Source organism: Tenacibaculum profundi, assembly GCF_057162725.1.
Genome location: NZ_CM169894.1, coordinates 446,061 through 466,915 on the forward strand (window position 1 = coordinate 446,061; position 20,855 = coordinate 466,915).

25 protein-coding genes are annotated in these 20,855 nt (G+C 28.5%); all 25 read right to left on the reverse strand.

Annotated elements, in window-relative coordinates; all coding sequences use genetic code 11:
- Positions 1–64 precede the first annotated feature (64 nt).
- Positions 65–1,351 (reverse strand): cryptochrome/photolyase family protein, encoded by a 1,287-nt coding sequence (locus AC2GW8_RS01640; RefSeq protein WP_440881056.1) that lies wholly within the window; start codon positions 1,349–1,351, stop codon positions 65–67.
- Entirely contained in the window at positions 1,341–1,826 is a 486-nt protein-coding gene (locus tag AC2GW8_RS01645; RefSeq protein ID WP_440881057.1) for an SRPBCC family protein, read from the reverse strand. Before AC2GW8_RS01645 ends, AC2GW8_RS01640 begins: the two co-directional genes overlap by 11 nt.
- Positions 1,819–2,226: a DUF2452 domain-containing protein gene (locus AC2GW8_RS01650; RefSeq protein WP_440881058.1), complete on the reverse strand. Its 408-nt coding sequence runs from the start codon at positions 2,224–2,226 to the stop codon at positions 1,819–1,821. Before AC2GW8_RS01650 ends, AC2GW8_RS01645 begins: the two co-directional genes overlap by 8 nt.
- A 105-nt stretch (positions 2,227–2,331) precedes the next feature.
- Entirely contained in the window at positions 2,332–2,874 is a 543-nt protein-coding gene (locus tag AC2GW8_RS01655) for a glutathione peroxidase (RefSeq protein WP_440881059.1), read from the reverse strand.
- A 10-nt stretch (positions 2,875–2,884) separates the two neighbouring features.
- The gene (locus AC2GW8_RS01660) at positions 2,885–3,379 is read right to left on the reverse strand and encodes a CIA30 family protein (RefSeq protein WP_440881060.1); all 495 of its coding nucleotides are present in this window, start codon (positions 3,377–3,379) and stop codon (positions 2,885–2,887) included.
- A gap of 42 nt (positions 3,380–3,421) precedes the next feature.
- Positions 3,422–4,096 (reverse strand): SDR family NAD(P)-dependent oxidoreductase, encoded by a 675-nt coding sequence (locus AC2GW8_RS01665; RefSeq protein ID WP_440881061.1) that lies wholly within the window; start codon positions 4,094–4,096, stop codon positions 3,422–3,424.
- Positions 4,097–4,129: 33 nt separating this feature from the next.
- Positions 4,130–4,831, reverse strand: a complete 702-nt coding sequence (gene folE, locus AC2GW8_RS01670) for a GTP cyclohydrolase I FolE (RefSeq protein ID WP_440881062.1) — start codon at positions 4,829–4,831, stop codon at positions 4,130–4,132.
- Complete coding sequence (locus AC2GW8_RS01675; RefSeq protein ID WP_440881063.1) at positions 4,788–5,210, reverse strand: 6-pyruvoyl trahydropterin synthase family protein; 423 nt, start codon at positions 5,208–5,210, stop codon at positions 4,788–4,790. The genes folE and AC2GW8_RS01675 overlap by 44 nt, the downstream gene beginning before the upstream one ends.
- A 4-nt stretch (positions 5,211–5,214) precedes the next feature.
- Positions 5,215–5,499, reverse strand: a complete 285-nt coding sequence (locus AC2GW8_RS01680) for a TIGR03643 family protein (RefSeq protein WP_440881064.1) — start codon at positions 5,497–5,499, stop codon at positions 5,215–5,217.
- A complete protein-coding gene (locus tag AC2GW8_RS01685; protein WP_440881065.1) occupies positions 5,468–5,893 on the reverse strand; it encodes a hypothetical protein in 426 nt (141 codons plus the stop codon). The genes AC2GW8_RS01680 and AC2GW8_RS01685 overlap by 32 nt, the downstream gene beginning before the upstream one ends.
- A gap of 1 nt (position 5,894) precedes the next feature.
- Positions 5,895–7,361: a cryptochrome/deoxyribodipyrimidine photo-lyase family protein gene (locus AC2GW8_RS01690; RefSeq protein ID WP_440881066.1), complete on the reverse strand. Its 1,467-nt coding sequence runs from the start codon at positions 7,359–7,361 to the stop codon at positions 5,895–5,897.
- A gap of 285 nt (positions 7,362–7,646) precedes the next feature.
- A complete protein-coding gene (locus AC2GW8_RS01695) occupies positions 7,647–7,781 on the reverse strand; it encodes a DUF2256 domain-containing protein (RefSeq protein ID WP_440882172.1) in 135 nt (44 codons plus the stop codon).
- A gap of 29 nt (positions 7,782–7,810) precedes the next feature.
- Positions 7,811–9,250, reverse strand: a complete 1,440-nt coding sequence (locus AC2GW8_RS01700) for an SDR family oxidoreductase (protein WP_440881067.1) — start codon at positions 9,248–9,250, stop codon at positions 7,811–7,813.
- An 18-nt stretch (positions 9,251–9,268) separates the two neighbouring features.
- A complete protein-coding gene (locus AC2GW8_RS01705) occupies positions 9,269–9,886 on the reverse strand; it encodes a flavin reductase family protein (protein WP_440882173.1) in 618 nt (205 codons plus the stop codon).
- Complete coding sequence (locus AC2GW8_RS01710) at positions 9,883–11,193, reverse strand: ABC1 kinase family protein (RefSeq protein WP_440881068.1); 1,311 nt, start codon at positions 11,191–11,193, stop codon at positions 9,883–9,885. Before AC2GW8_RS01710 ends, AC2GW8_RS01705 begins: the two co-directional genes overlap by 4 nt.
- 78 nt (positions 11,194–11,271) lie before the next feature.
- On the reverse strand, positions 11,272–11,928 hold the full coding sequence (locus AC2GW8_RS01715; protein ID WP_440881069.1) for a TetR family transcriptional regulator C-terminal domain-containing protein: 657 nt from the start codon (positions 11,926–11,928) through the stop codon (positions 11,272–11,274).
- An 11-nt stretch (positions 11,929–11,939) separates the two neighbouring features.
- Complete coding sequence (locus AC2GW8_RS01720; protein WP_440881070.1) at positions 11,940–12,413, reverse strand: TspO/MBR family protein; 474 nt, start codon at positions 12,411–12,413, stop codon at positions 11,940–11,942.
- Positions 12,407–13,102, reverse strand: coding sequence for a lycopene cyclase domain-containing protein (locus tag AC2GW8_RS01725; RefSeq protein WP_440881071.1), 696 nt, complete (start codon positions 13,100–13,102; stop codon positions 12,407–12,409). The genes AC2GW8_RS01720 and AC2GW8_RS01725 overlap by 7 nt, the downstream gene beginning before the upstream one ends.
- Entirely contained in the window at positions 13,096–13,548 is a 453-nt protein-coding gene (locus tag AC2GW8_RS01730) for a sterol desaturase family protein (RefSeq protein ID WP_440881072.1), read from the reverse strand. The genes AC2GW8_RS01725 and AC2GW8_RS01730 overlap by 7 nt, the downstream gene beginning before the upstream one ends.
- On the reverse strand, positions 13,545–13,982 hold the full coding sequence (locus AC2GW8_RS01735; RefSeq protein WP_440881073.1) for a hypothetical protein: 438 nt from the start codon (positions 13,980–13,982) through the stop codon (positions 13,545–13,547). Before AC2GW8_RS01735 ends, AC2GW8_RS01730 begins: the two co-directional genes overlap by 4 nt.
- Positions 13,983–13,995: 13 nt before the next feature.
- Positions 13,996–14,841 (reverse strand): phytoene/squalene synthase family protein, encoded by an 846-nt coding sequence (locus tag AC2GW8_RS01740; RefSeq protein WP_440881074.1) that lies wholly within the window; start codon positions 14,839–14,841, stop codon positions 13,996–13,998.
- A complete protein-coding gene (crtID, locus tag AC2GW8_RS01745; protein ID WP_440881075.1) occupies positions 14,825–16,312 on the reverse strand; it encodes a bifunctional phytoene desaturase/3,4-desaturase in 1,488 nt (495 codons plus the stop codon). The genes AC2GW8_RS01740 and crtID overlap by 17 nt, the downstream gene beginning before the upstream one ends.
- Positions 16,313–16,417: 105 nt before the next feature.
- The gene (locus tag AC2GW8_RS01750; protein WP_440881076.1) at positions 16,418–17,311 is read right to left on the reverse strand and encodes a MerR family transcriptional regulator; all 894 of its coding nucleotides are present in this window, start codon (positions 17,309–17,311) and stop codon (positions 16,418–16,420) included.
- A gap of 41 nt (positions 17,312–17,352) precedes the next feature.
- The gene (locus AC2GW8_RS01755) at positions 17,353–19,938 is read right to left on the reverse strand and encodes a TonB-dependent receptor (protein WP_440881077.1); all 2,586 of its coding nucleotides are present in this window, start codon (positions 19,936–19,938) and stop codon (positions 17,353–17,355) included.
- Positions 19,939–20,853: a FecR family protein gene (locus tag AC2GW8_RS01760; RefSeq protein WP_440881078.1), complete on the reverse strand. Its 915-nt coding sequence runs from the start codon at positions 20,851–20,853 to the stop codon at positions 19,939–19,941.
- Positions 20,854–20,855: the final 2 nt, after the last annotated feature.

Consider the following 20,855-nt stretch of genomic DNA (forward strand, 5'->3'; position numbering starts at 1 on the left):
TCAAAAAATTTAATAAAAAAAAGTCGGTGTTAAAAAACCGACTTTAAAATATACTAATCTTATATTAAACCATCTTATATGCTTCTAATGCTCGTTTTCTAGCCTCTTTGTGTTCTACTATGGGTGGTGGATAAGAGAAATCATTTAAGTTAGTTACCCATTTATGAATATATTTTAATTCCTTATCAAATTTTTTAATCTGTTCTGTTGGATTAAAAATTCTAAAATAGGGAGCCGCATCACAGCCTGTACCGGCAACCCATTGCCAATTACCATTATTTGATGCTAACTCGTAATCGAGTAATTTTTTAGCAAAATAAGCTTCTCCCCACCTCCAATCAATAAGTAAATGCTTACATAAAAAACTAGCCGCTATCATTCTTACACGGTTATGCATATATCCTGTTTTATTAAGTTGACGCATTCCTGCATCAATAATAGGATACCCTGTTTTACCCTGACACCATTTTTCAAATTCATCTTTATTATTTCGCCAAGGAACTAAATCATATTTTTTCCTGAAATTATTCGTGACTACTTTAGGAAAATTATATAATATTTGAATAAAAAACTCTCTCCAAATTAGCTCACTTAGAAATGTCTGATTTACTTTTAATGCCAATTTAACAACAGTTCTAATACTTAATTGTCCAAACCTCAAATAAGGAGAAATGTATGATGTTTTATCTATAAAAGGAAAATTACGTACTTCATCATACTGCTCTAACTCTTTCAAATTATAAGGCTTTACTTTGATAGGACTATTTTCGAAACCAATAGATTCAATAGAAGGAAAATCGTTAATTTGCTTATAAAAATGATTTATAAATTCTATTGAATTATTTATTCTTAAATGCGATGCTTCATCAAACAACTTCAACCATTTATTCTTGTATGGTGTAAATACTGTATAAGGAGTATGATCGTTTTTTAAAACCTCTTTTTTTTCAAAAATCACATGATCTTTAAAATCATGTACTGGTATTCCTGTTTCTTCTAATTTTGTCTTAATTTGATAATCTCTCCTTATGGCATAAGGTTCATAATCTCTATTATAATACAATCCTTTGCAGGAATATTCATTTATCAAATTACTCCATATAACTAAAGGTTTCCCTTTTTTTATAAGCACTGAACTTCCAATATCATTTAATTGTTTGTTTATTTTATATAAACTTTGATAAATAAAAGAAATACGACCATCATTGGCTGGAAGTTTATGTACGATTTCGTCATCAAAAATAAAAACAGGTACTACTTTATAACCAGATTTTAAAGCATGAAATAATGCTGTATTATCTTCCAGTCTTAAATCTCGTCGAAACCAATAAAAAGAAATACTATTTTTCATTGAACATTTTTTCTAACGTATCAGCCCTATATTGAAATATATTTTTTAACTGATTTTTTATGAATATTTTTTGAGCTAAAGATCCTAAAATACCGAAAGGTATTTCGTAGGAAACTTTGTCTTCTATAAGTGTTTTTCCTTCAATTAGTTTATAAAACCAATGTTCATGATGCCACATTTTATATGGACCTACACGCTGTTCATCAATAAAAAACTCATTTTCTTTTACCTGGGTTATTTCACTTACCCAGTCCTGTTTTACAAAAGGAAATATACCTACTTTGTAAGATATTATTTGTCCTGCATAAAGTTTATCATTTGTTTTAGAAGTTATTCTAAATCCCATGTGAGGTGGTGTTATTTTTGAAAGGTTGCTAGGTGAGCTAAAAAAATCCCATGCTTTTTCTAAAGTTATATTAACAACTTGCTTTGTTGATAGTGTATATATACTTGAATGTTTATTAAATTCAATCATTTTTTTTCGTTTCTTGTTTATTCCAAATTTTATCGGAATCTAATCTAAAACTACCTACATAATTAAATGAACATTCAAAAGGCTTTAAAATAGATAAAAAATACCCCTCTTTTGCCTCATATAAATAATAAGTCTCTCCTACAATGGGTTCAAAAGTAAACTTTGAGTTATAAACGAGCTCATTATACTTGAATTTTTCGTACAATAATTCAAATTCATTTTTTAATTCATCAAATGAAGCTTTTATCTGCTTATTAGCTATATTGACATGCCTTTTCTTCCAGCTAACAGAATTGGGAATATCAATTTTAGGTGCTGAAAAACTGGTTGCATAAGGCTTTAGGTAAGCGTCATACTTGTTCGTCTTTTCATTAAAAACTACATTATCTGGCTTTTTCATAAAATATACATTTAAATTAGTAGTTGATTATTATGATTAGTAATTAATTGCTTAGTTGATCTCCACAATTTAAGTTATAAAGATTTATTAGTTATAGTAATTTACTCATAAAAATTTAGTGATTTTTTTACTCGTCGGTTTTGTCATAGAATAAAAATAATCGATTAATCTTCCATTTTCATCAACTAAATATTTTTGAAAATTCCATTTAACTGCAGAATTAGTTTTCCCATTCCTATCTTTCTTTGTCAACCATTTGTATAAATCATGTTGTTTATCTCCTTTAACATTTAATTTTTCTGTCATTAAAAAAGTAACTCCATAGTTTAATTCACAAAAACTTTCGATTTCCTCTGGAGTTCCTGGTTCTTGATTACCAAATTGGTTGCAAGGAACACCAATAATCACTAATTTATCTTTCTGATTATTGTGTAATTGCTGAAGTTCTTTATATTGACCAGTAAACCCACATTTTGATGCAACATTTACAAATAATATTTTTTTTCCCTTATAATTACTCAGATCAATTGGCGTGTTGTTGAGATCATTAATTTTTACATCATATAATGATGTTTTTGGTTCAAGCGTCTGAGCTTTCAATCCAGTTCCGAACAAAGTCATAAGAACGAGTATTTTTATTGGTTTCATTTTTATTTTTTTACTTGATAAATACCTTTTTAATTTTTAATTTAAAACTTTCATCTTTTTTGTTTCCGAACAAAAAAGCAATCTCGTTAATTGTATTTGAATTGAAATTTCCAATATTTAATTTTTCACCTCGAAAAGAAGGATAAAAGTCTTTTAACTTCAAAACAATTCTCTGTTCTTCTTTTGTTGTCTTGAACGTATTGATATACCAGTGTCTTAACTTATTATCTGTTTTTAAACGAAACTGATAATCTTTACCATCTCCTTCAACAAATAATATTATTTCTTTATGATTCAATACATTTTTAATATTAGTTTTCAACCTAACCATTGCAAATCCCCCATTATTTTCAGTTGAAATATGTCCAGAAAAAACACCTTGTTTATTTTCATTTACCTCAATTGAAGAAGTCGAAACCCCTCCCATTACATTATCGTTTGTTATTTTCCAGTTTTTGTGATTATCTGTTGAAAAATCAAAAATTACAACGTCAAGTAAAGACATAAAGCAAATGCATATAAAACTAAAAATTGTTTTCATTATTTATTATAACTTTACACTTACTATTCCAGCATCCATTGGAATAATTTGTCCAGAAATAGATTTTGACTTAGCTGAAATTAAATACTCAGCTAATGAAGCTACCTCCTCAGGATTTAAATATTGTTTATAAGGATGTCTTTCTCTCATGCTTTCTTTTTGTTTATCGTTTCGTAATAATCTAGAAGCTAAAGGTGTTTCTGTAACTGTTGGGGCTATTACATTAAACCTTATTTTTGTTGCATACTCTGCAGCTAAAGATTTAGCTAAACCTTCTACTGCAGATTTACTTACAGCAATACTAGCATGAAAAGGCATTCCTAAATGTGTGGCTACCGTACTAAATAAAACGACACTTCCGTTTGAGTCAAGTAATTGTTTTTCATAAAATTTAATAACACGAACAGCTCCTAATACATTTATATTAAAATCGGTTTGAAAGTCTTCAATTTTTAATCTAGTTAAAGACTTTAGATTTATACTACCGGGACAATAAACTAAACCATCTAAATTTTCAATGGAAGGTAAATCATCTATTAATACATCTAAGCTATGATGCGTTACTCCATCAATGAGATTTTCACCTCTGCTTATGGTTATAACGTGATACGAATCTTTTAAAATTTTTGTTATCGCAGCACCAATTCCTTTGCTACCTCCTACTACTAGTATAGTTTTCATGAAATTTCGATTTTAATAAATGGTTTAATTAATTTAACTCTTAAGGTAATTTTGTAATTCTATTATTTTGTGTTGCTCATTAAAACTTCCTCCATAAAAACAAGTTATTGTTGATGAAGAATCATCTTTTATACCTCTAGATGAAACACACAAATGTTTTGCTTCAATAACCACAGCTACATCTTTAGTTTCTAAAATATTTTGTAAGTCCAAACCTATTTGGTTAGTAAGTCGTTCTTGAACTTGTGGCCTTTTAGCATAGTATTGAACTAATCTATTTAATTTTGAAAGACCAATTACTTTTCCTGAAGAAATATATGCTACATGTGCCTTTCCAATTATTGGAACAAAATGATGCTCACAATTTGAGTAGAAAATTATATCTTTTTCTATGAGCATTTGATTGTACTGATATTTGTTTTCGAAAAGTGCTATTTTAGGTTTGTTTTGAGGGTTTAAACCTGAAAATATTTCATCTATGTACATTTTCGCTACACGTTTTGGAGTTCCTTGTAAAGAATCATCTGATAAATCTAATCCCATTACCTCCATTATTTCAGCAAATAAACCTGCTATTTTTTTCTTCTTTTCGGAATCAGATATCTTAAATGCATCTGGCTTCATTGGGGTTTCTACACCTGTGTAAAGGTGATCATCTCCTATCTCCTCTGGAGAAAGTCCGTTCAAAGAGTTAGACTCCAAAAGGGTATTCAACAAAATTTCTTGGTGTTTCATATAGTTTAATTTTAAGTTCCAAATGCTGTGGAATTTCTTTTTTTATTACATCATAAATAAGAATTGCAATGTTTTCAACAGTTGGGTTTCTCTCTTTAAAATATTCTACTTCTAAATTTAAATTTTTATGATCGAAAGGTTCTATAACCTTTTCTTTAATTATATCTGATAAAATTTTCGTATCAATCACATAACCTGTGTCAGGATCAACGACTCCTATAATTGTTACTTCAAGCTCATAATTATGTCCGTGAAAAAAAGGGTTATTACACTTACCAAAAATTTTCTTGTTTTTTTCATCTGACCAATTTTTGTTATGCAGTCTATGGGCTGCATTAAAATGTTCCTTTCTTGTTATCCCTAGTTTTAATTCACTCATTTATTTATCTTTTGGCTATTTTATTATTGCTAATCGTCTTTTGTCTTGAACATTTAAATCTCCCTATCTGAAAGCATCGTTTTGCCGCATGTTTAGTAGTTCTTCCTTGTACTCTTTTTCTCCATCTTTTAAAACTCGTAATTTTCAAGCTCCTTCTCATCAGTGTAATAACTTCCTTTTCGCTAAGATTAAATTGGAATTTGATTGCATCAAAAGTAGTTCTATCTTCCCATGCCATTTCAATTATACGGTCTATCTCAATTTTCGTCAGTAAATTCAAACTTCTCATTCGAAAGCGTTTTTAAATTAATCATCTTTTTAACAAAATCTTTATTATTTTTACTTTTTATCATCTGAATAAATGCACCGTCAGAATGTATACTAAAAAAAGTAGCATTAAAAATAATAAGCTTATAATATGGTATAGCCCATGAATATCTTTTACCTTGACTTGTTACATGAACAATAATTCCTTTAGGTCTAAGTTCAATATTCGCATAATTTAAATCTGATACTTTATTTATAATACCTTGAAAGTTATTGCTTACATTGTTTATGATTAATCTGCTACTACCTATACCTCCTAAACGTAATTTTTGATAAAATGAGAATGGCTTTCCCAAGAGATGGTTTATTTGTCGTAAATCAGATTTTTCAGTATATGTTGTGTTAAAAATGATCATACTACTTTGTTACATGTTTATTTAAAATCCTATAACTTTCTTGTATAACATCCTTATCTTTTCTCATACCCCAAATAGTATCAGAAGCTTTTTTTCTAGTTGAACTAATATCTACAATAGGTTTAGGATAATCTTTACCTATTTTAAAACCATATAGTTTTTGCTCAAGCAATGTTAACTTAAAAGGCTCATGTCTAAAGTTAATAGGTAATCCTTTTAATTCAGGAACCCATTTTGAAATAAAATTTGCTTCTGGGTCATGCTCAATTCCATTTTTGATAGGATTATAGATTCTCAAAGTATTAATACCTGTCTCACCTGCCTGCATTTGTAGCTGTGGAAAATGTATACCTGGTTCAAAGTCTAGAAAAACTTTTGATAAAAATTTCGATGCTTCTTGCCAAGGTTGCCAAAGATTGTGCGTAAAAAATGAAACAACCATTGCTCTCATTCTAAAATTAAGATAACCAGTAAGTTTAAGACATCGCATACAAGCGTCTATTATCGGAATACCTGTCATACCTTGTTTCCACGCTTCTTGATATTTAATAGATATATCTTTTTTTAATTTTCGAAAACCTTTATTAATACTTTCACTTTCCATAATACATTCCATCTCAAACTTTTGGATAAAATGAGCCTGCCACCGTAAGCGTGACATAAAAGCATCTATAGCACGTTTGTTTTCTGCCTCTATTCTAATTTTTTTTGCATATTGATATACCTCTCTAACAGACAAATTACCCCAAGCTAGATAGGGTGATAATCTACTACAACTTTCTCTAGCTTGATTTGGTTTGGAAATAAATTTAGCATAATTTATGTACCTATCTTTAAAAAAGGAAAGCATGTACTTAAGAGCTAAAACCCTACCTCCTTTTTGAAACATTGGGTTTTCTATAACATCTAATGACATTGGTTTTGAATTCTCTTCTATTTTCATTATCTCATCCATATCAATTAAAAATTTAATATTTTCTTCTTTAATTTTTAATTGAGCACTAATCATATAATTTTCCCAATCTTCTTTCCAATTTTCTCTATTTTGTCTAGCTCTAAAGACACCATTATTAATGTTTTCGAACCAGTTAATAGAATTGTTATTGCAAAATCGTTTAAATGTTTTATCCCTATTATATGTTTTCAAGAGACCTGTTTCTTGATGAGAATATACATTTATTATTTTATACTTTGTTTGAAGATAGCTAAAAAAAGGAATTACCTCTGACGAAATACTTAGTACTTTTGAATTATACGACTGTAATGCTTCATTTATATCTAAAAGAGATTGCTTTATAAAATCCCAATGCCTCTTGGAGTAATGATCATCCCTCATTAAACTAGGCTCAAATAAATACACTATAATAACCTTGTAACCTGAGTTTAAAGCAGTATATACAGCTTCATTATCATGTAATCTTAAATCTCTTTTTAACCAAACAACAACTATTTCTTCTCTTTGAAGCATATTAACAAAATATCATACTTATAATATCAAATTTACGAATTTTGTTTAACTTAAACACATTTTAGTTAAACAAAATTATATTGATATTTCTTATTCAGATATTATAAAATCTTATTTGAAAAATAATTAATTGTAAACAGTGAATTGTAAGGGTTTTAAAATTTATTAATCATAAAAAAGTACTTAGAGTTCTGGATGCTTTAATTTATTGTAACTAAAAATATTTTCCTTTTATTTTTGAATTAGTAGAAATCACAATTATGAATGTGCCCTAACAAAAAAATATCATTTAATTTTTTTGCTACTGCATCTTTTACTGCAATATTTAACACTGTGCCAATTTTTTTCCCATTTCTTTCTCCATGAAAATAAGCGATTACAAACAGGACAAGTTTTCTGAGGAAGGTGCTGTTTTTTTATCACTTTAATTATAATATATCTTTTTAAAACTAATTTTTAGAAATTACTTTATCATCAACAATTAAAGCATTCAATATTCCACTAAACACAAAAGCATGAAATGGCAGTACCAAAAACCAGTATAATCTACCTAAAATTCCTTTTGGTCTAAAAACAGCACGTTGATACAAAATACCTTTTATAATACGAAATTCTAACCAGGCTTCCCCCGGTAACTTCATCTCAGCATACAAAAGCAGACGTTTATTTTTTTTATCCGCTAAAAGAACACGCCAAAAATCTAGCGCATCACCCGCTGTTAATTCTGTTTGGTGTCTTCTTCCCCTTCTTAAACCAACGCCTCCAAATAATTTATCAATAATACCTCTTACCTTCCACAAAAAATTAAACTTATACCATCCTGTTTCACCCCCAATACTCCATATTCGTTTCATTGTAAAATCTTCATCAATAACTTTTTTTCGTCTTATATCTTTAAAGCAACCATATTGCGGTAAATTAATATTATCTGAAAATTTAGAGTTGTATACTCCACTTATAATAGCATCTTTCCAACTTGATATAATTGTATTTTGCTCTATTTTAATAAATGCCTTTTCCACCGCCTCTGTGTAAGAGATTGGCTCAACACCAATAATAGTATTAATTTCAGAAGGCTTCCCTATTACTTCTACTTTCATACTATCAACAAGAGACTTCGCTAATTTAAAGGAGGTTGAAGTAACAAAATATAACCAATAAGAAGAAAGTTTTGGCGTTAAAACTGGCAATGTAATAACCACTCGTTTCAAATGCCTAACTTTAGCAAATTGCAAAAGCATTTGTTTGTAATCAAGTACTTCTGGTCCAAATATATCAAATGACTTATTGTATAATGCTTTTTTTTTAATTGATAAGGTTAAATAGGTCAAAACATCTCTAATAGCTATTGGTTGCGTTTTTGTTTTCAACCACTTTGGGGCTACCATAAGCGGAAGTTTTTCAACAAGATCTCTAATGATTTCAAAAGAAGCACTTCCACTTCCTACAATTATACCTGCTCTAAAAGTAGTTGTATAATATTTTTTAGATTGTATTGTTTCCTCAACTCTTAATCTAGATTTTAAATGCTTTGAAAGACTTTGATCGTTTACAATTCCACTGAGATAGATAACCTGAATACAGTTTGTATTTTCTATAAGTGATTTAAAGTTAATTGCACATGCAAATTCTAATTCCTCAAAATTAGAACTTGATGTAGACATTGAGTGAATCAAATAGTAAGCTATATCAATATCATAAGGAATGTTAACATTTGAAATATTTAAAAAATCGATTTCAATAAAGCTTATTTTTTCTTTTTCCTTTAAATTTTCTGGTATTCTATTTAAATCACGAACACAACATATTAAATCATGATTATCATTTAATAGTTTGGGTACAAGTCTTTTTGCAATATATCCCGTCGTCCCCGTAATTAAAATCTTCATAATTCATTTATTTAAAAATCATACTTTAGGTCGCTGATAGTCTAATCGCTTATTTAGCTTTGGAATAGAATAACAATCTAAGCCATTTATTGCTGCAATATTACCTTCTGATAAATTAACAAAACCATCGTCTGCTACTAATTTTTCCTGAATATATAGGTCTAAAATTTCTCCTAAAACTAAAATAGTGCCATTTGCCTTTATATTGTACTCTTCTACGTATTTTAGTCCTATTTTTATCGGAGAATTCTTTACAAATGGTGCATGAAAATCATTTAAATACTCCTCTTCCAATAAAGTTTTGTCAAATTCAGATATTTCAGAAGCATATTTTGCCGAAGTATGATGAGCATCTTCTATAATTTCCTTGTAAATATGATTTACAGTAAAATACCCTGTCTCTTTGATATTGTCATAGGTGTTACGTCTTACTGTAGTGGGTCTTAAAACAAAACCAAGAATTGGTGGAGCTGACCCGTAATGAACAACAGAGCTAAAAACAGCCACATTTGCAATACCATTTTTTGATTTTGTTCCTATTAAATTAGCTGACTTAAAACCTGTAACACTATTTATTAGGTTTATTTTATATAAATGCTCTAAACGGTCGATATGATCTCTAGTAAAATACATTATAAATTTTTAAAATTATTTATCTTTATTTTCTGCGCCTTCAAATCATGCATTAAATTATACAAACCAAAAAAAGTTCTATTTATGTATAAAAAATGCTTGGAACCTCTATTTCCGTTCATTTTTTTCAATTCGGTACTTTTTGCATACTTATAGCCTAAATCGGCTATACGGCTAAAAAAATCTTCATCTGAAAAATCAAATTCTTTTTGATGAAAAGGCTGTGTAAACAATGAAAGCATTTCATAAAACAATTCTTTGAAAAATTGTTTCTCTTGTTCAGTATCTTCTTTTTTTAAAATTTCCAATTCATACAATTTGGATTCAAAAAATACGGGATTATTTATATTTTGTTTTTCTGCTAATTGAAAATACGGAACATAAAAATCCTCTGGCACTTCCTTCATGCAACCAAAATCAATAACAACAAGTTTGTTATCTTTTGATATGAGAAAATTACCTGGGTGAGGATCTGCATGTACTTTTTTTAGAACATGCATCTGATACATGTAAAAATCCCACAAAGCCTGTCCTATTTGATTTAAATCTTTTTGAGTATTTTTTTTATGAATAAATTCAGACAAGTGTAAACCATCCATCCAATCCATAGTAAGAATTCGTTGTGAAGAATACTCTGGATAGTATTTTGGAAATTTCAGGTTTGGAATCATACTACATTTATTTGCTATTTCCTGACTTTGCTGTAGTTCTAATTTATAATTAGTTTCTTCTTTAAGCTTGTTTTCTACTTCTTTAAAATATTCATCAGATCCTTCACCCTTTATATTAAACATTTTTATTGCAATAGGCTTTACCATTGCTAAGTCAGAGGATATACTTTCAGCTATTCCAGGATATTGAATTTTTACAGCAAGTAATTTATTATTTTTTGTTGCTTTATGAACCTGTCCTATACTCGCGGCATTTACTGATTCCGTTGTAAAAGTATCAAACACCTCTGTTGGCGTTTTTTTAAAATAATTACGAAAGGTTTTCACTACTAACGGAGGTGATAGTGGGGGAACTGAAAATTGTGAGAGTGAAAACTTTTCAACATAAGCTCTTGGAAGAATATTTTTTTCCATACTCAACATTTGAGCAACCTTTAAAGCAGATCCTTTCAGCTTTTTTAATCCATCATAAATATCTGCTGCATTTGCTTCATCTAAGTTCTCTTTAGCTTCTTCATCAGACTTAACTATTTTTTCCCCATAATATTTTGCGTAATTAACTCCTATTTTTATACCCGTGGTAATCAATTTAGACGCTCTTTCTACCTTTGATGTTGGAATGCTATTTATACTTTTCATCTGTTGATCATTTCATTAATATACTATCTACTTTTTAACAAGATTAATACTTTCTTGTTCCAAACACAATTATAAAATCTAAGCTCTAGGAGTTTTTTCTTTCCATAAAAATTTTGCAAAATCAAAAACACTTTGAACAGGTGTTATATCCTTTAAATCGAAACTAGCTTTCACTGATTTTTCAATAAAAATGTCTGTTTTTTCAAAATTTGGTGATTCATCCTCTAACCAAAACTGTAATGTGAATAATAACTGGAGCCATGAAGCTTCAGAAACCCCTCTATCTCTAATTTTATTAATTTTTTCATTTTTTAAGTCAACAGAATCAATAAAAATTTCACGGTTAATAAAGTCTGTAAACTCCTTTTTTAAATGAGATAATAACTTTAATGATTGTAACTTATTTTTATTCTGTTTTAATTGATTAAAAACATAAGACCTATTAGCTGTTAATATTTCAAAAAATGTGTAATAAAAACTCAACAGTTTACTTTTTGAGTCATAAGATTGGTATTCTTGATTTTTAATCAAAAGTTCGTTAGTTTTTGTACAAAATATTGCGAAAATTTGTTTTTCGAGAGCTTCAAAACTTGAAAAAAAAGAGTAAAACTCAGTTTCATCAAACTTATTTTCTAATGCAAAAGAATATACTGATTTTGGTGTCCCATTCAAAAGAACGGTATTCATGTACAATTCAACTATTTTATCTGAAGTAATACTCTTTTTTTTTGTCATTTTTTTGATATTTAATTATTAAGGACTATATACATATTAAGACTCGTTGCTACCATCATCCAAGCTAAATATGGAATGATAAGCAAGGAATAAATTTTGAGTTCATTTTTAAAACTAATAGCAAAATATCCTATCAGTATTAATAATAGAGAAATTATTATCAGACCTATCGCTATTTTTTGTTGATTAAAAAAAACATAGTTCCAAGAAATATTAAGTAACCATTGAGCTGAATAAAGTATGACTAACTTTTGATCAAATAGATTTCGTTTAAAACTTAGTTTTGTCATAAATCCAGAAAACAATAGCATAATTAAAGACCAAGCAAAACCAAACATCCAGTTCGGTGGAGTCCAAGGAGCTTTATTTAGAGATAAGTACCAATTTGATCTAGGGCCGTTATTCATGAGTATAACACCTACATATAATCCTAAAAAACAAAGGAAAAGAAAAAACATATATCTACTTATCGTTTTTCTTAACATAACTTCTTTTTTAATTTGTTGAATACTATTTGAATAGAAAAAAGTAAATTAAATGCATAAAAGAAGTCTTCAATTGGAATTGTGAAAAAACGTGAATTCAAATTCTCTTCATTATTATACCAAACAACAGGAGATTCAATAAAACTCCCTGTTAAAATACCGTTTACAATCAGAAAGGGAATTAGTATAACACCAAAGCTCACAAAATATTTCCTTAACTCATCAATTTGATAAAACCAGGAATAAGTCATCAAAGCTAAAAAAAGTACGAAGTTTACGGTTGTATACCATTTCCCCATGTTAGTTACCAAGAGACTTAATATAAATATTGTTGCAAAAAAAACAATACTTCTGGTAACAAATTTTGATAATATAAGGTTTGGTAAATAATACTTCAATACTTCGTGTGTAAATAAACAAGCATAGGGTATACAAAAAAAGAATAGCCATTCTTCTATTGGCATTCCAAAAATGAATATTGATAAATGATAGTTGGTATTAAACCCCCATATATTGGCCATTGTGAAAATTATATCCCAAACTAAAAAAGGAAAAGCGATGATTAAAATACTAAATAATGAAGCCTTAAAATATTTTATAAAATGAAATTTTTTTTCTAAAAAACTATATAACAATGGAATACTAAGACTCCCTAAGTTCAAAATCAAATATAAATATTTACTTACCATTTTGTCTTTTTAAAATATTTAAACGGAACAAACAACATCCCGAAACACTCTCCATCTTTTTTTCCTAAGTGCTTATGATGTATTTTATGCGCTTTTCTTAATCCTCTAAGGTATCTATTTTTAGTATTCTTAAACCAATTAAAACGCCTATGTATTAGCACATCATGTATTATAAAGTAAGCTAATCCATACAATAATATTCCAAGACCAATAAAAAATAAGTAATTTAATTCTGGCCTGACTCCTAAATAAAAGAGCAACATGCTAGGCACAGCAAAAACCACAAAAAAAGCATCATTTTTTTCGAATACATTTGGATAACCTGGCTGATGATGATCTTCATGTAAAAACCAACCAAACCCATGCATAACGTATTTATGTGTACACCACGTAATACCTTCCATTATAATAAATGTTATTACTGTTATTATTGTAAATAAAATCATAAAGAAGTGTTCTTTTTTATATATATATCTAAATAGTCAGAATCGTCAATTATTTTCATTTTTTTTTGTAAAAATTTTTTATCTAATTTAATGCTTGATTTGTAATTGAGTAGTACTGGAATATTTTCTTGAATTACCAAACGAAGATATCTTAAATCCGAATTATCAGGATTTTTATTAATTAGATCTTCGAGTCTTTTTTTTCCTTTATTAAAAACTGCTAGTTTTTGCCAAGGAAAAAACTTATATTTTGCTTGTTTCATTTGTAATGAAATAACATAACCTTTTATACTTATTTCTTCAAATAAAAGATACCTATTAATAAAGGCCTCTTCTTTATCTTTTGTGTTAGCATTATGATAATCAATAACGTAACCAGGCGTTTTTTTAAAAACAGGGATAAAAACTAAAAATAGAGACAATAATAGATTCATTTTTTATACTATTTCATTCCAATAAGTTTAATTTATATCTGGCATATCCTCGCATCAATAAACTTAATTTCAACCCATTAGATATTCTTATTCTTGATTCCATTATTTCTGAAGTAGGAACTGATTTCAACTTTCTTAAAAGGCGTTTATAATATTTATATGCAATATAAACACCAAATTTTGCCTCAACAGGTAACATAGAAATACCATGTCTATAAGCATAGTCAAAATCTTCCTCAATTTCGCTAATAATACGTTCTTTGGAATCGTTATCCAATTCTCTGAAGTTGACATTCGGAAAATACGACCTATCTAATTCTTCAATATCTTCTTTTATATCTCTCAAAAAATTAACTTTTTGAAAAGCTGAACCAAGTCTCATAGCAGGGCGTTTGAGTTCATTGTATTTCTTATCATCTCCATTAACAAATACTCGTAAACACATTAAACCTACGACATCTGCAGAACCATATATATATTCGTTATATTCTTTCTCAGTTTGATAATTTTTTTTTGACAAGTCTGCTCTCATACTTTTCAAAAACGCTTGTACAAGTTCATCTTGAATTTTATATTTTTTTACAGTTTTTATAAATGAATTGAGAATAGGGTTTAAACTTATCCCTTGATAAGCTCCTAAATAATAATTTTTTTCAAACTGAATTAATAATGATTCCTTGTCATATTCATGAAAAGTATCTACAATTTCATCTGCAAAACGAACAAAACCATAAATATTATAAATAGCAGAACGTATTTCAGGAGCAAGCATTCTTGTTGCCAAAGAAAAAGAGGTACTATATTTTTTTGTTACTAGTTTACTACAATTGTATGAAACTTGATCAAATAATTCTTTCATGTTTTCGAGTTTTTAGAATTAGATCTGACACTACTTTTCCTGAAATCAATGAAGGTGGAACACCTGGTCCAGGAACCGTTAATTGACCAGTAAAAAATAAATTATTTACTTTTTTACTTTTTAATTTCGGTCTTAGAAATGCAGTCTGTGTTAATATATTAGCCAAGCCATAAGCATTCCCTTTATAAGAATTATAATCTTTTATAAAGTCATTTACACAAAAACTCTTTTTAAACAAAATACTTTCTTTCACGTCTTGGTTGGTTAGTTTTTCAAGTCTTTCAATGATGATATTGAAATATTTCTCTCTAAGCTCAGGAGTATCTTCTACTCCAGGTGCAAGAGGTATTAAAAATGTACCAGACTCCTTTCCTTCCGGGGCGAGAGAGCTATCTGTTATCGAAGGGAAACTAGCATAAAACAAAGGATTCTCAGGCCAATCTGGAACATCGTAAATTGAAACGGCATGAGTATCGAAGTCGGCGTCAAAAAATAATGTATGATGCTCTACATTTTTAATTTTTTTATTGAATCCAATATAAAACAATAAAGATGAAGGAGCAAATGTTTTTTTTGCCCAGTAAGTATTTGAGTATTGTCTATAGCTTTCCTTTAATAGCCCCTCAGTATGATGATAATCTGCACCACTTAAAATTAGCGAAGCTTCAACCTTACTATTGTTAACATAAATTTCTTTAACGTTGTTATCAGCATTTACTTCTATTTTATTTACTTCTGCATTGGTTACAAATTTAACTCCCATTTCTTTTCCGAGACTGACCATTGCTTCAACAACCTTGTACATCCCTCCTTTTGGGTGCCATGTTCCTAAAACAAAATCAGCATAATTCATAAAATTGTAAAAGGCAGGCGTCTTATTAGGTTTAGCTCCTAAAAAAAGAACAGGGAACTCTAAAATTTGAATTAACTTTTTACTTTTTATTTTCTTCCTTACTTGCTTTCTAATTGTTGAAAAAAACTGACTAACCCTTACGGCTGTCTTTGGTGTGATTAATTCAAAAACTGATAGTCCAGGCTTATAAACCATATCCTTAACAGCTATATCGTAATTATCCGATGCAGACTTAAGAAATTTCATTAAATATTTAGAGCTACCTTTTTCTTCAGACTCAAAAATTTCACAAATCTTTTCTAAATTATCTGGTATCGTTATACTTTCTTTTTTACCAAAATAAACTTGGTATGCGGGAGATAATTTTTCAAGTTCATAATAATCAGATGTCTTTTTTCCAAAATCGGCAAAAAATTTCTCAAAAACATCTGGCATCCAGTACCATGTAGGCCCTATATCAAATGTAAAACCATCTTTAGAATATTGTCTTGCTCTACCACCTAAAGTACTATTTTTCTCGTACACAGTTACTTGATAACCATACTTGGCCATGTAACAAGCTGCAGATAATGAAGAAAAACCAGATCCTATTATTGCTATTTTATTTTGTCTAATCATATTCTAACAAAGTTAAACAAAAATAAAATAGAATAAAAATTTAAAAACAAAATTTACATTTAAATTAAGTAAAAAATAGCTAAAAAATTTTTAACATAAAATTAATTAAATTTGATCTAAAAATTTAATTACTGAGGGAAACGCTTCTATATTTGATTTAAAAACACTTAAATCAACAGACATTGCTTTGTGACCTAGACTTACAAATTTGTGATTAGTATTTTTCAATACAGACTCAACTTCTTCAAAATATCCTTGTAACTTTTCATCATATGGTTTGACTGTCATTGAATTGATAAAGCAAACATCTTTTTCACTATCGAAAAAGTATTTTAAGTTATTCAAAGGCAAACTTTGTCCGAGATAAATTGTCTGAAACCCTCTTAAGGCTAATTCATAATTTAAATATAGTAAACCTATTTCATGTATTTCTCCATCAGGTAAAAACAAAACATAAGTAATATTATTATTGTTTGCTATGTATTCTAGGTTTTCAGTATTAAGTTGGATTTTTTGGATTATAAGATTTGATATAAAATGCTCATGAGCAGGCATAAGAGTATCAGTCTGCCATAGAATACCAATATGCTCTAAAAAAGGAACAAATACTTCTTTAAAGATTTCTCGAAACGTTTTTTTATGAAGAAGTCTGTTATAAGTATTATTGAACAAGACCTTATCAAACTGGAACATAGCTAACTTAAATGAATTGATAGCCTCATCATTCACAGCTAGTTTAAAAGAAAGTTCCCTAGCAGTTAAATTTATTTGGTCAGAGGACATGACTGCTATTTTAGATATCTTGTAATTGTGCTTATTTAATAATACAACGTTCAGAAGCCTTGTTAGACTACCAGCAGAATAATATCTAATATTTGTTTCAGTACGTTTAGGCTCAAGAATTCGATAACGTTTTTCCCAAATTCTTATCGTATGAGCTTTTATACCTGAAATATTTTCAAGGTCTTTTATCGTAAATTTGGTCTTAATGTTGTTCAATAAATATTTTTTTTTATTAAACAAATATACAACATATTTTTTTATCTCATAAATACTCGTATAACTACATTTGGAGTAAAACCTAAAGAGATATTGTCTACTATTTGCGATTCAAAATTTTCACCGTTATAAACTCTTTTATTTTTTCTAAATAAAATATTCTTAGTATCAAAGATATTTAATAATGAAATACCTATTCTACCATTCCATCGTTTAAGCTTGTCAAAACTAAATTCGTAACTAGATGAGAAATCAACTCTATGGTAAGAAGGTAATCGGAAAGAATTTAACGTTTCTACTATAAAAGTTCCATCATCCTCAACTGAATCAATTAAACTATAAGGTGTCCCTGTCTTATACAACCAAGCAAAAGACACATTTAAATTTTTGTATTTTAAATTATGAGTCCATTGTAAATTATTGGTAATATCTAGATTACTCAAGAAAGACCTCCCTCCATTAACTTCAGGAAAATTAAATGTTGATTTAGCATAACTATAATTTATCCAAGAAACATAACTCCCAAAGCTTTTTTTCAATAAAACATCAATACCAGTAACTTCACCGGTTCCTTCTTGCACACCTTGAATATTTCCCATGTTACCGCGAGTTTGCGAAGAAACACCTGAACTAACTTTTTTATATAAATCTATATCAAAGATATTTTTATCAGACCTATATATGAATCCTAAAGTATATTGTTTGTTTTGTAGTATTGGTAATGCATTACTGTTATCCATCAATAACCAAAACTGATTTTCTAGCCCAAAGTCGGAAGTATGAGTTTCAAAATACTGATTAACAAACTGTTGCTTGTCTTCATAAGATGTTTTAACAAATAAATTCTTTAAAAATTCTTGTTCAAAATGAATTCTAGGTGATAAAAAACTTTTATTTGAAAGTGAAGAATAATTTACTCTAACTCCTAAATTTAGTATTGTTTTACTTTTCTTATTAAAGGAATAATTTAAAAAAAATGAATGTAAATTATTGTGTTGATCATCACTAATGTCATAAAAATAACCATTATTTACAGTAGTTACTCTGTTGATGTCAAAACCTAATTTAGTATTTAAAAATTCATATCCTGAAAGAAATGCGGATTTTTTATTTAACTTTGTCTCCACAACAACTTTTAAACCATTATCTCTTATAAAATTAGTTTTTAAAGCTTTCTGAAAATAAGGCGTTCCAAAATTGAATTCTCCTTCATAATTATAGTAAGAATCATACTCAGATGAATGCATGCTTATTGTATGATTAATATTATCGCTCCACTCGTGATTCCACTTCAAAGATATTCCTAAATTTTTTATTTTAAGATGATCTTTTGTTACATATCGGTTAGAATTTATCGTATTAAAAGAATAATCTAGTTTATTTTGAATATTCAAATAACTAAAAGTTAAAATATCACGATTTGATATATCATAGGTGATTTTTGTATGAATATCAAAAAAGTTTAGATCATTTTTATTCTCATAAGTTGATCCTATTAATGGTTTATTGTTACCTATAACAGAATTTTGAAAAACTTTACTTGAAAAATTATTAAATGTAGGTGTTTCAAAAACATCAAAAAGAGACCTTCTCCCTGAAACTAAGACGCCTATTTTTTTTCCTATTGGTACGTTTAAATAGGCATCGAAATGAGTCATATTAGCCCCAATACCTCCTTTAATCTTATTGGGTATTTGTTTTTTAGTTTGAATATCAACTACACCTGAAACATGATTTCCATATTCAACACTTGTACCACCCTTATATATTTTTACATCATTTATAGTGTATGGGTTAAATGGAGATATCATACCAAATAAATGCGAAGCATTATACATTTTTAATCCATCAAAAAGAATTAAATTTTGCTCAGGCGAGCCTCCTCTAATAAAAATATCAGATGCCGTTTCATATGGACTGTTTATACCTGGTAAAAACTGAATTGTTTGAAAAATATCTGGCTCAGTTAAACCTGATATAGCTGTTAATTTTTGAGGAGAAACAACAACAGAACCATCAACCTGATTCTGTAAGCCCTCAGAAAGGTAATCGGCCACGACTACCTCTTCAAGCTCTGTAATTTCTTTACTCAAATAAATTTCAACACATTTTTTTTTCTTCAAATTTTTTAAAAAAATTGTCTTCGATTTAAAGCCCAAACAAGATATCAATAAAGTATCTGATTCAGTTATATTATTGAAGCCAAAAAAACCATGTGAATTTGAGCTAACTCCCCTTCTCAACCTTTTAACTAAAACATTTGCTGATTCAATAGGCGTTTTCTGTTTCTCGTCAAAAATAAAACCACAATATTTGTATTCATTATTTAATTTAAAATCAGTGACAATTATATAACGCTCTTTTAATATCTCATATTTGAGTGAAGTTTCTTTTCTTAGCTGGCTTAAAATAGACTGAATTTCACTATTAGACCTATCAGAGGTTACAAACTTTTTATCTACTACACTATCGCTATAAGAAAATTTAACTTTGTGTATAGACTCTATCTTAAGTAAATAGTCTTTGAGATTATATCTAATTTCTCGACTATCATCTTGAGCTATTAATTTATTTATTAATAAAAACGGTACTAAAATTAATATTAAAAAGTTAAATTTTAATTTCATTTATTGCTTTCGTAAGATGACTGTATTTTCATCTGCAAAAGTAACAGCTATTTTCATAGGTTCAAAAACTGTTTTTAAAGCAATTTTCAAATCATCATGTGTATAGCTTCCCGTAAATTTTTGTTCTAAATTAATATTTTCAACTTTAAACGTTACTCCAAATTGATTTTTCATCGAATCAATAACATATTTTAAAGCAATACTTTTAAAAGAACTTTCTCCATTTTTCCATCCTGGTTCTTGAGCTGTGATAGTCCACTTTTCAGTAACACCTGTCTTAAAACTTCTACTTGCATTCCCTCTATTTAGAATGTTTTGATCTTTGCCAGAAGTAACATTTACTTTGCCTTCAAAGCATTTAACTTCTATATAATCATTTGAAGAATGAACATCAAATTGAGTCCCTATAACAGCCACACTACCAAGGTCCGTTATAACCTTAAACTTTTTTCCTTTCCTAACTTTAAAATAAGCTTCTCCCTTTAAAAGCACCTCTCTTTTTTGACTCCATTTTTTTTTATCAAATTTTATAAAACTTTTTGAATTAAGTAAAACCTCAGAACTGTCAGGTAACATAACTGAAAGTTGTTCTCCATAATTTGTTTTATAACTTGTTGTTGACTTATTAACAAACAACCATAATCCTAAAATAATAGCTATAGAAGCCGCTACTGCGATATATTTGGTTCTAAACCTTACAACTTTAGCTTTTTTGTTTGAAATATTGATTTGTTTGTTCAATTTTTCATGCACTTTTTCAGAACGAAATTCTGGTATTGAAAACTCTTCAGAAGTACTCATTATTCTGCTGTACAGCAAATATTCAGAAGAACTTCTGAAATCTTTAAGCTCCGAATCAGTTAATTCATCATTTAGCCACCTCATTAAAAAGGCTTCGTCTACTCTTTTATTCATCT

Coding starts and splice junctions, on each gene's coding strand:
- AC2GW8_RS01640 (WP_440881056.1), bottom strand. CDS start 1,351: ATGAAAAATAGTATTTCTTTTTATTGGTTTCGACGAGATTTAAGACTG.
- AC2GW8_RS01645 (WP_440881057.1), bottom strand. CDS start 1,826: ATGATTGAATTTAATAAACATTCAAGTATATATACACTATCAACAAAG.
- AC2GW8_RS01650 (WP_440881058.1), bottom strand. CDS start 2,226: ATGAAAAAGCCAGATAATGTAGTTTTTAATGAAAAGACGAACAAGTAT.
- AC2GW8_RS01655 (WP_440881059.1), bottom strand. CDS start 2,874: ATGAAACCAATAAAAATACTCGTTCTTATGACTTTGTTCGGAACTGGA.
- AC2GW8_RS01660 (WP_440881060.1), bottom strand. CDS start 3,379: ATGTCTTTACTTGACGTTGTAATTTTTGATTTTTCAACAGATAATCAC.
- AC2GW8_RS01665 (WP_440881061.1), bottom strand. CDS start 4,096: ATGAAAACTATACTAGTAGTAGGAGGTAGCAAAGGAATTGGTGCTGCG.
- folE (WP_440881062.1), bottom strand. CDS start 4,831: ATGAAACACCAAGAAATTTTGTTGAATACCCTTTTGGAGTCTAACTCT.
- AC2GW8_RS01675 (WP_440881063.1), bottom strand. CDS start 5,210: ATGAGTGAATTAAAACTAGGGATAACAAGAAAGGAACATTTTAATGCA.
- AC2GW8_RS01680 (WP_440881064.1), bottom strand. CDS start 5,499: ATGAGAAGTTTGAATTTACTGACGAAAATTGAGATAGACCGTATAATT.
- AC2GW8_RS01685 (WP_440881065.1), bottom strand. CDS start 5,893: ATGATCATTTTTAACACAACATATACTGAAAAATCTGATTTACGACAA.
- AC2GW8_RS01690 (WP_440881066.1), bottom strand. CDS start 7,361: ATGCTTCAAAGAGAAGAAATAGTTGTTGTTTGGTTAAAAAGAGATTTA.
- AC2GW8_RS01700 (WP_440881067.1), bottom strand. CDS start 9,250: ATGAAGATTTTAATTACGGGGACGACGGGATATATTGCAAAAAGACTT.
- AC2GW8_RS01710 (WP_440881068.1), bottom strand. CDS start 11,193: ATGAAAAGTATAAATAGCATTCCAACATCAAAGGTAGAAAGAGCGTCT.
- AC2GW8_RS01715 (WP_440881069.1), bottom strand. CDS start 11,928: ATGACAAAAAAAAAGAGTATTACTTCAGATAAAATAGTTGAATTGTAC.
- AC2GW8_RS01720 (WP_440881070.1), bottom strand. CDS start 12,413: ATGTTAAGAAAAACGATAAGTAGATATATGTTTTTTCTTTTCCTTTGT.
- AC2GW8_RS01725 (WP_440881071.1), bottom strand. CDS start 13,102: ATGGTAAGTAAATATTTATATTTGATTTTGAACTTAGGGAGTCTTAGT.
- AC2GW8_RS01730 (WP_440881072.1), bottom strand. CDS start 13,548: ATGATTTTATTTACAATAATAACAGTAATAACATTTATTATAATGGAA.
- AC2GW8_RS01735 (WP_440881073.1), bottom strand. CDS start 13,982: ATGAATCTATTATTGTCTCTATTTTTAGTTTTTATCCCTGTTTTTAAA.
- AC2GW8_RS01740 (WP_440881074.1), bottom strand. CDS start 14,841: ATGAAAGAATTATTTGATCAAGTTTCATACAATTGTAGTAAACTAGTA.
- crtID (WP_440881075.1), bottom strand. CDS start 16,312: ATGATTAGACAAAATAAAATAGCAATAATAGGATCTGGTTTTTCTTCA.
- AC2GW8_RS01755 (WP_440881077.1), bottom strand. CDS start 19,938: ATGAAATTAAAATTTAACTTTTTAATATTAATTTTAGTACCGTTTTTA.
- AC2GW8_RS01760 (WP_440881078.1), bottom strand. CDS start 20,853: ATGAATAAAAGAGTAGACGAAGCCTTTTTAATGAGGTGGCTAAATGAT.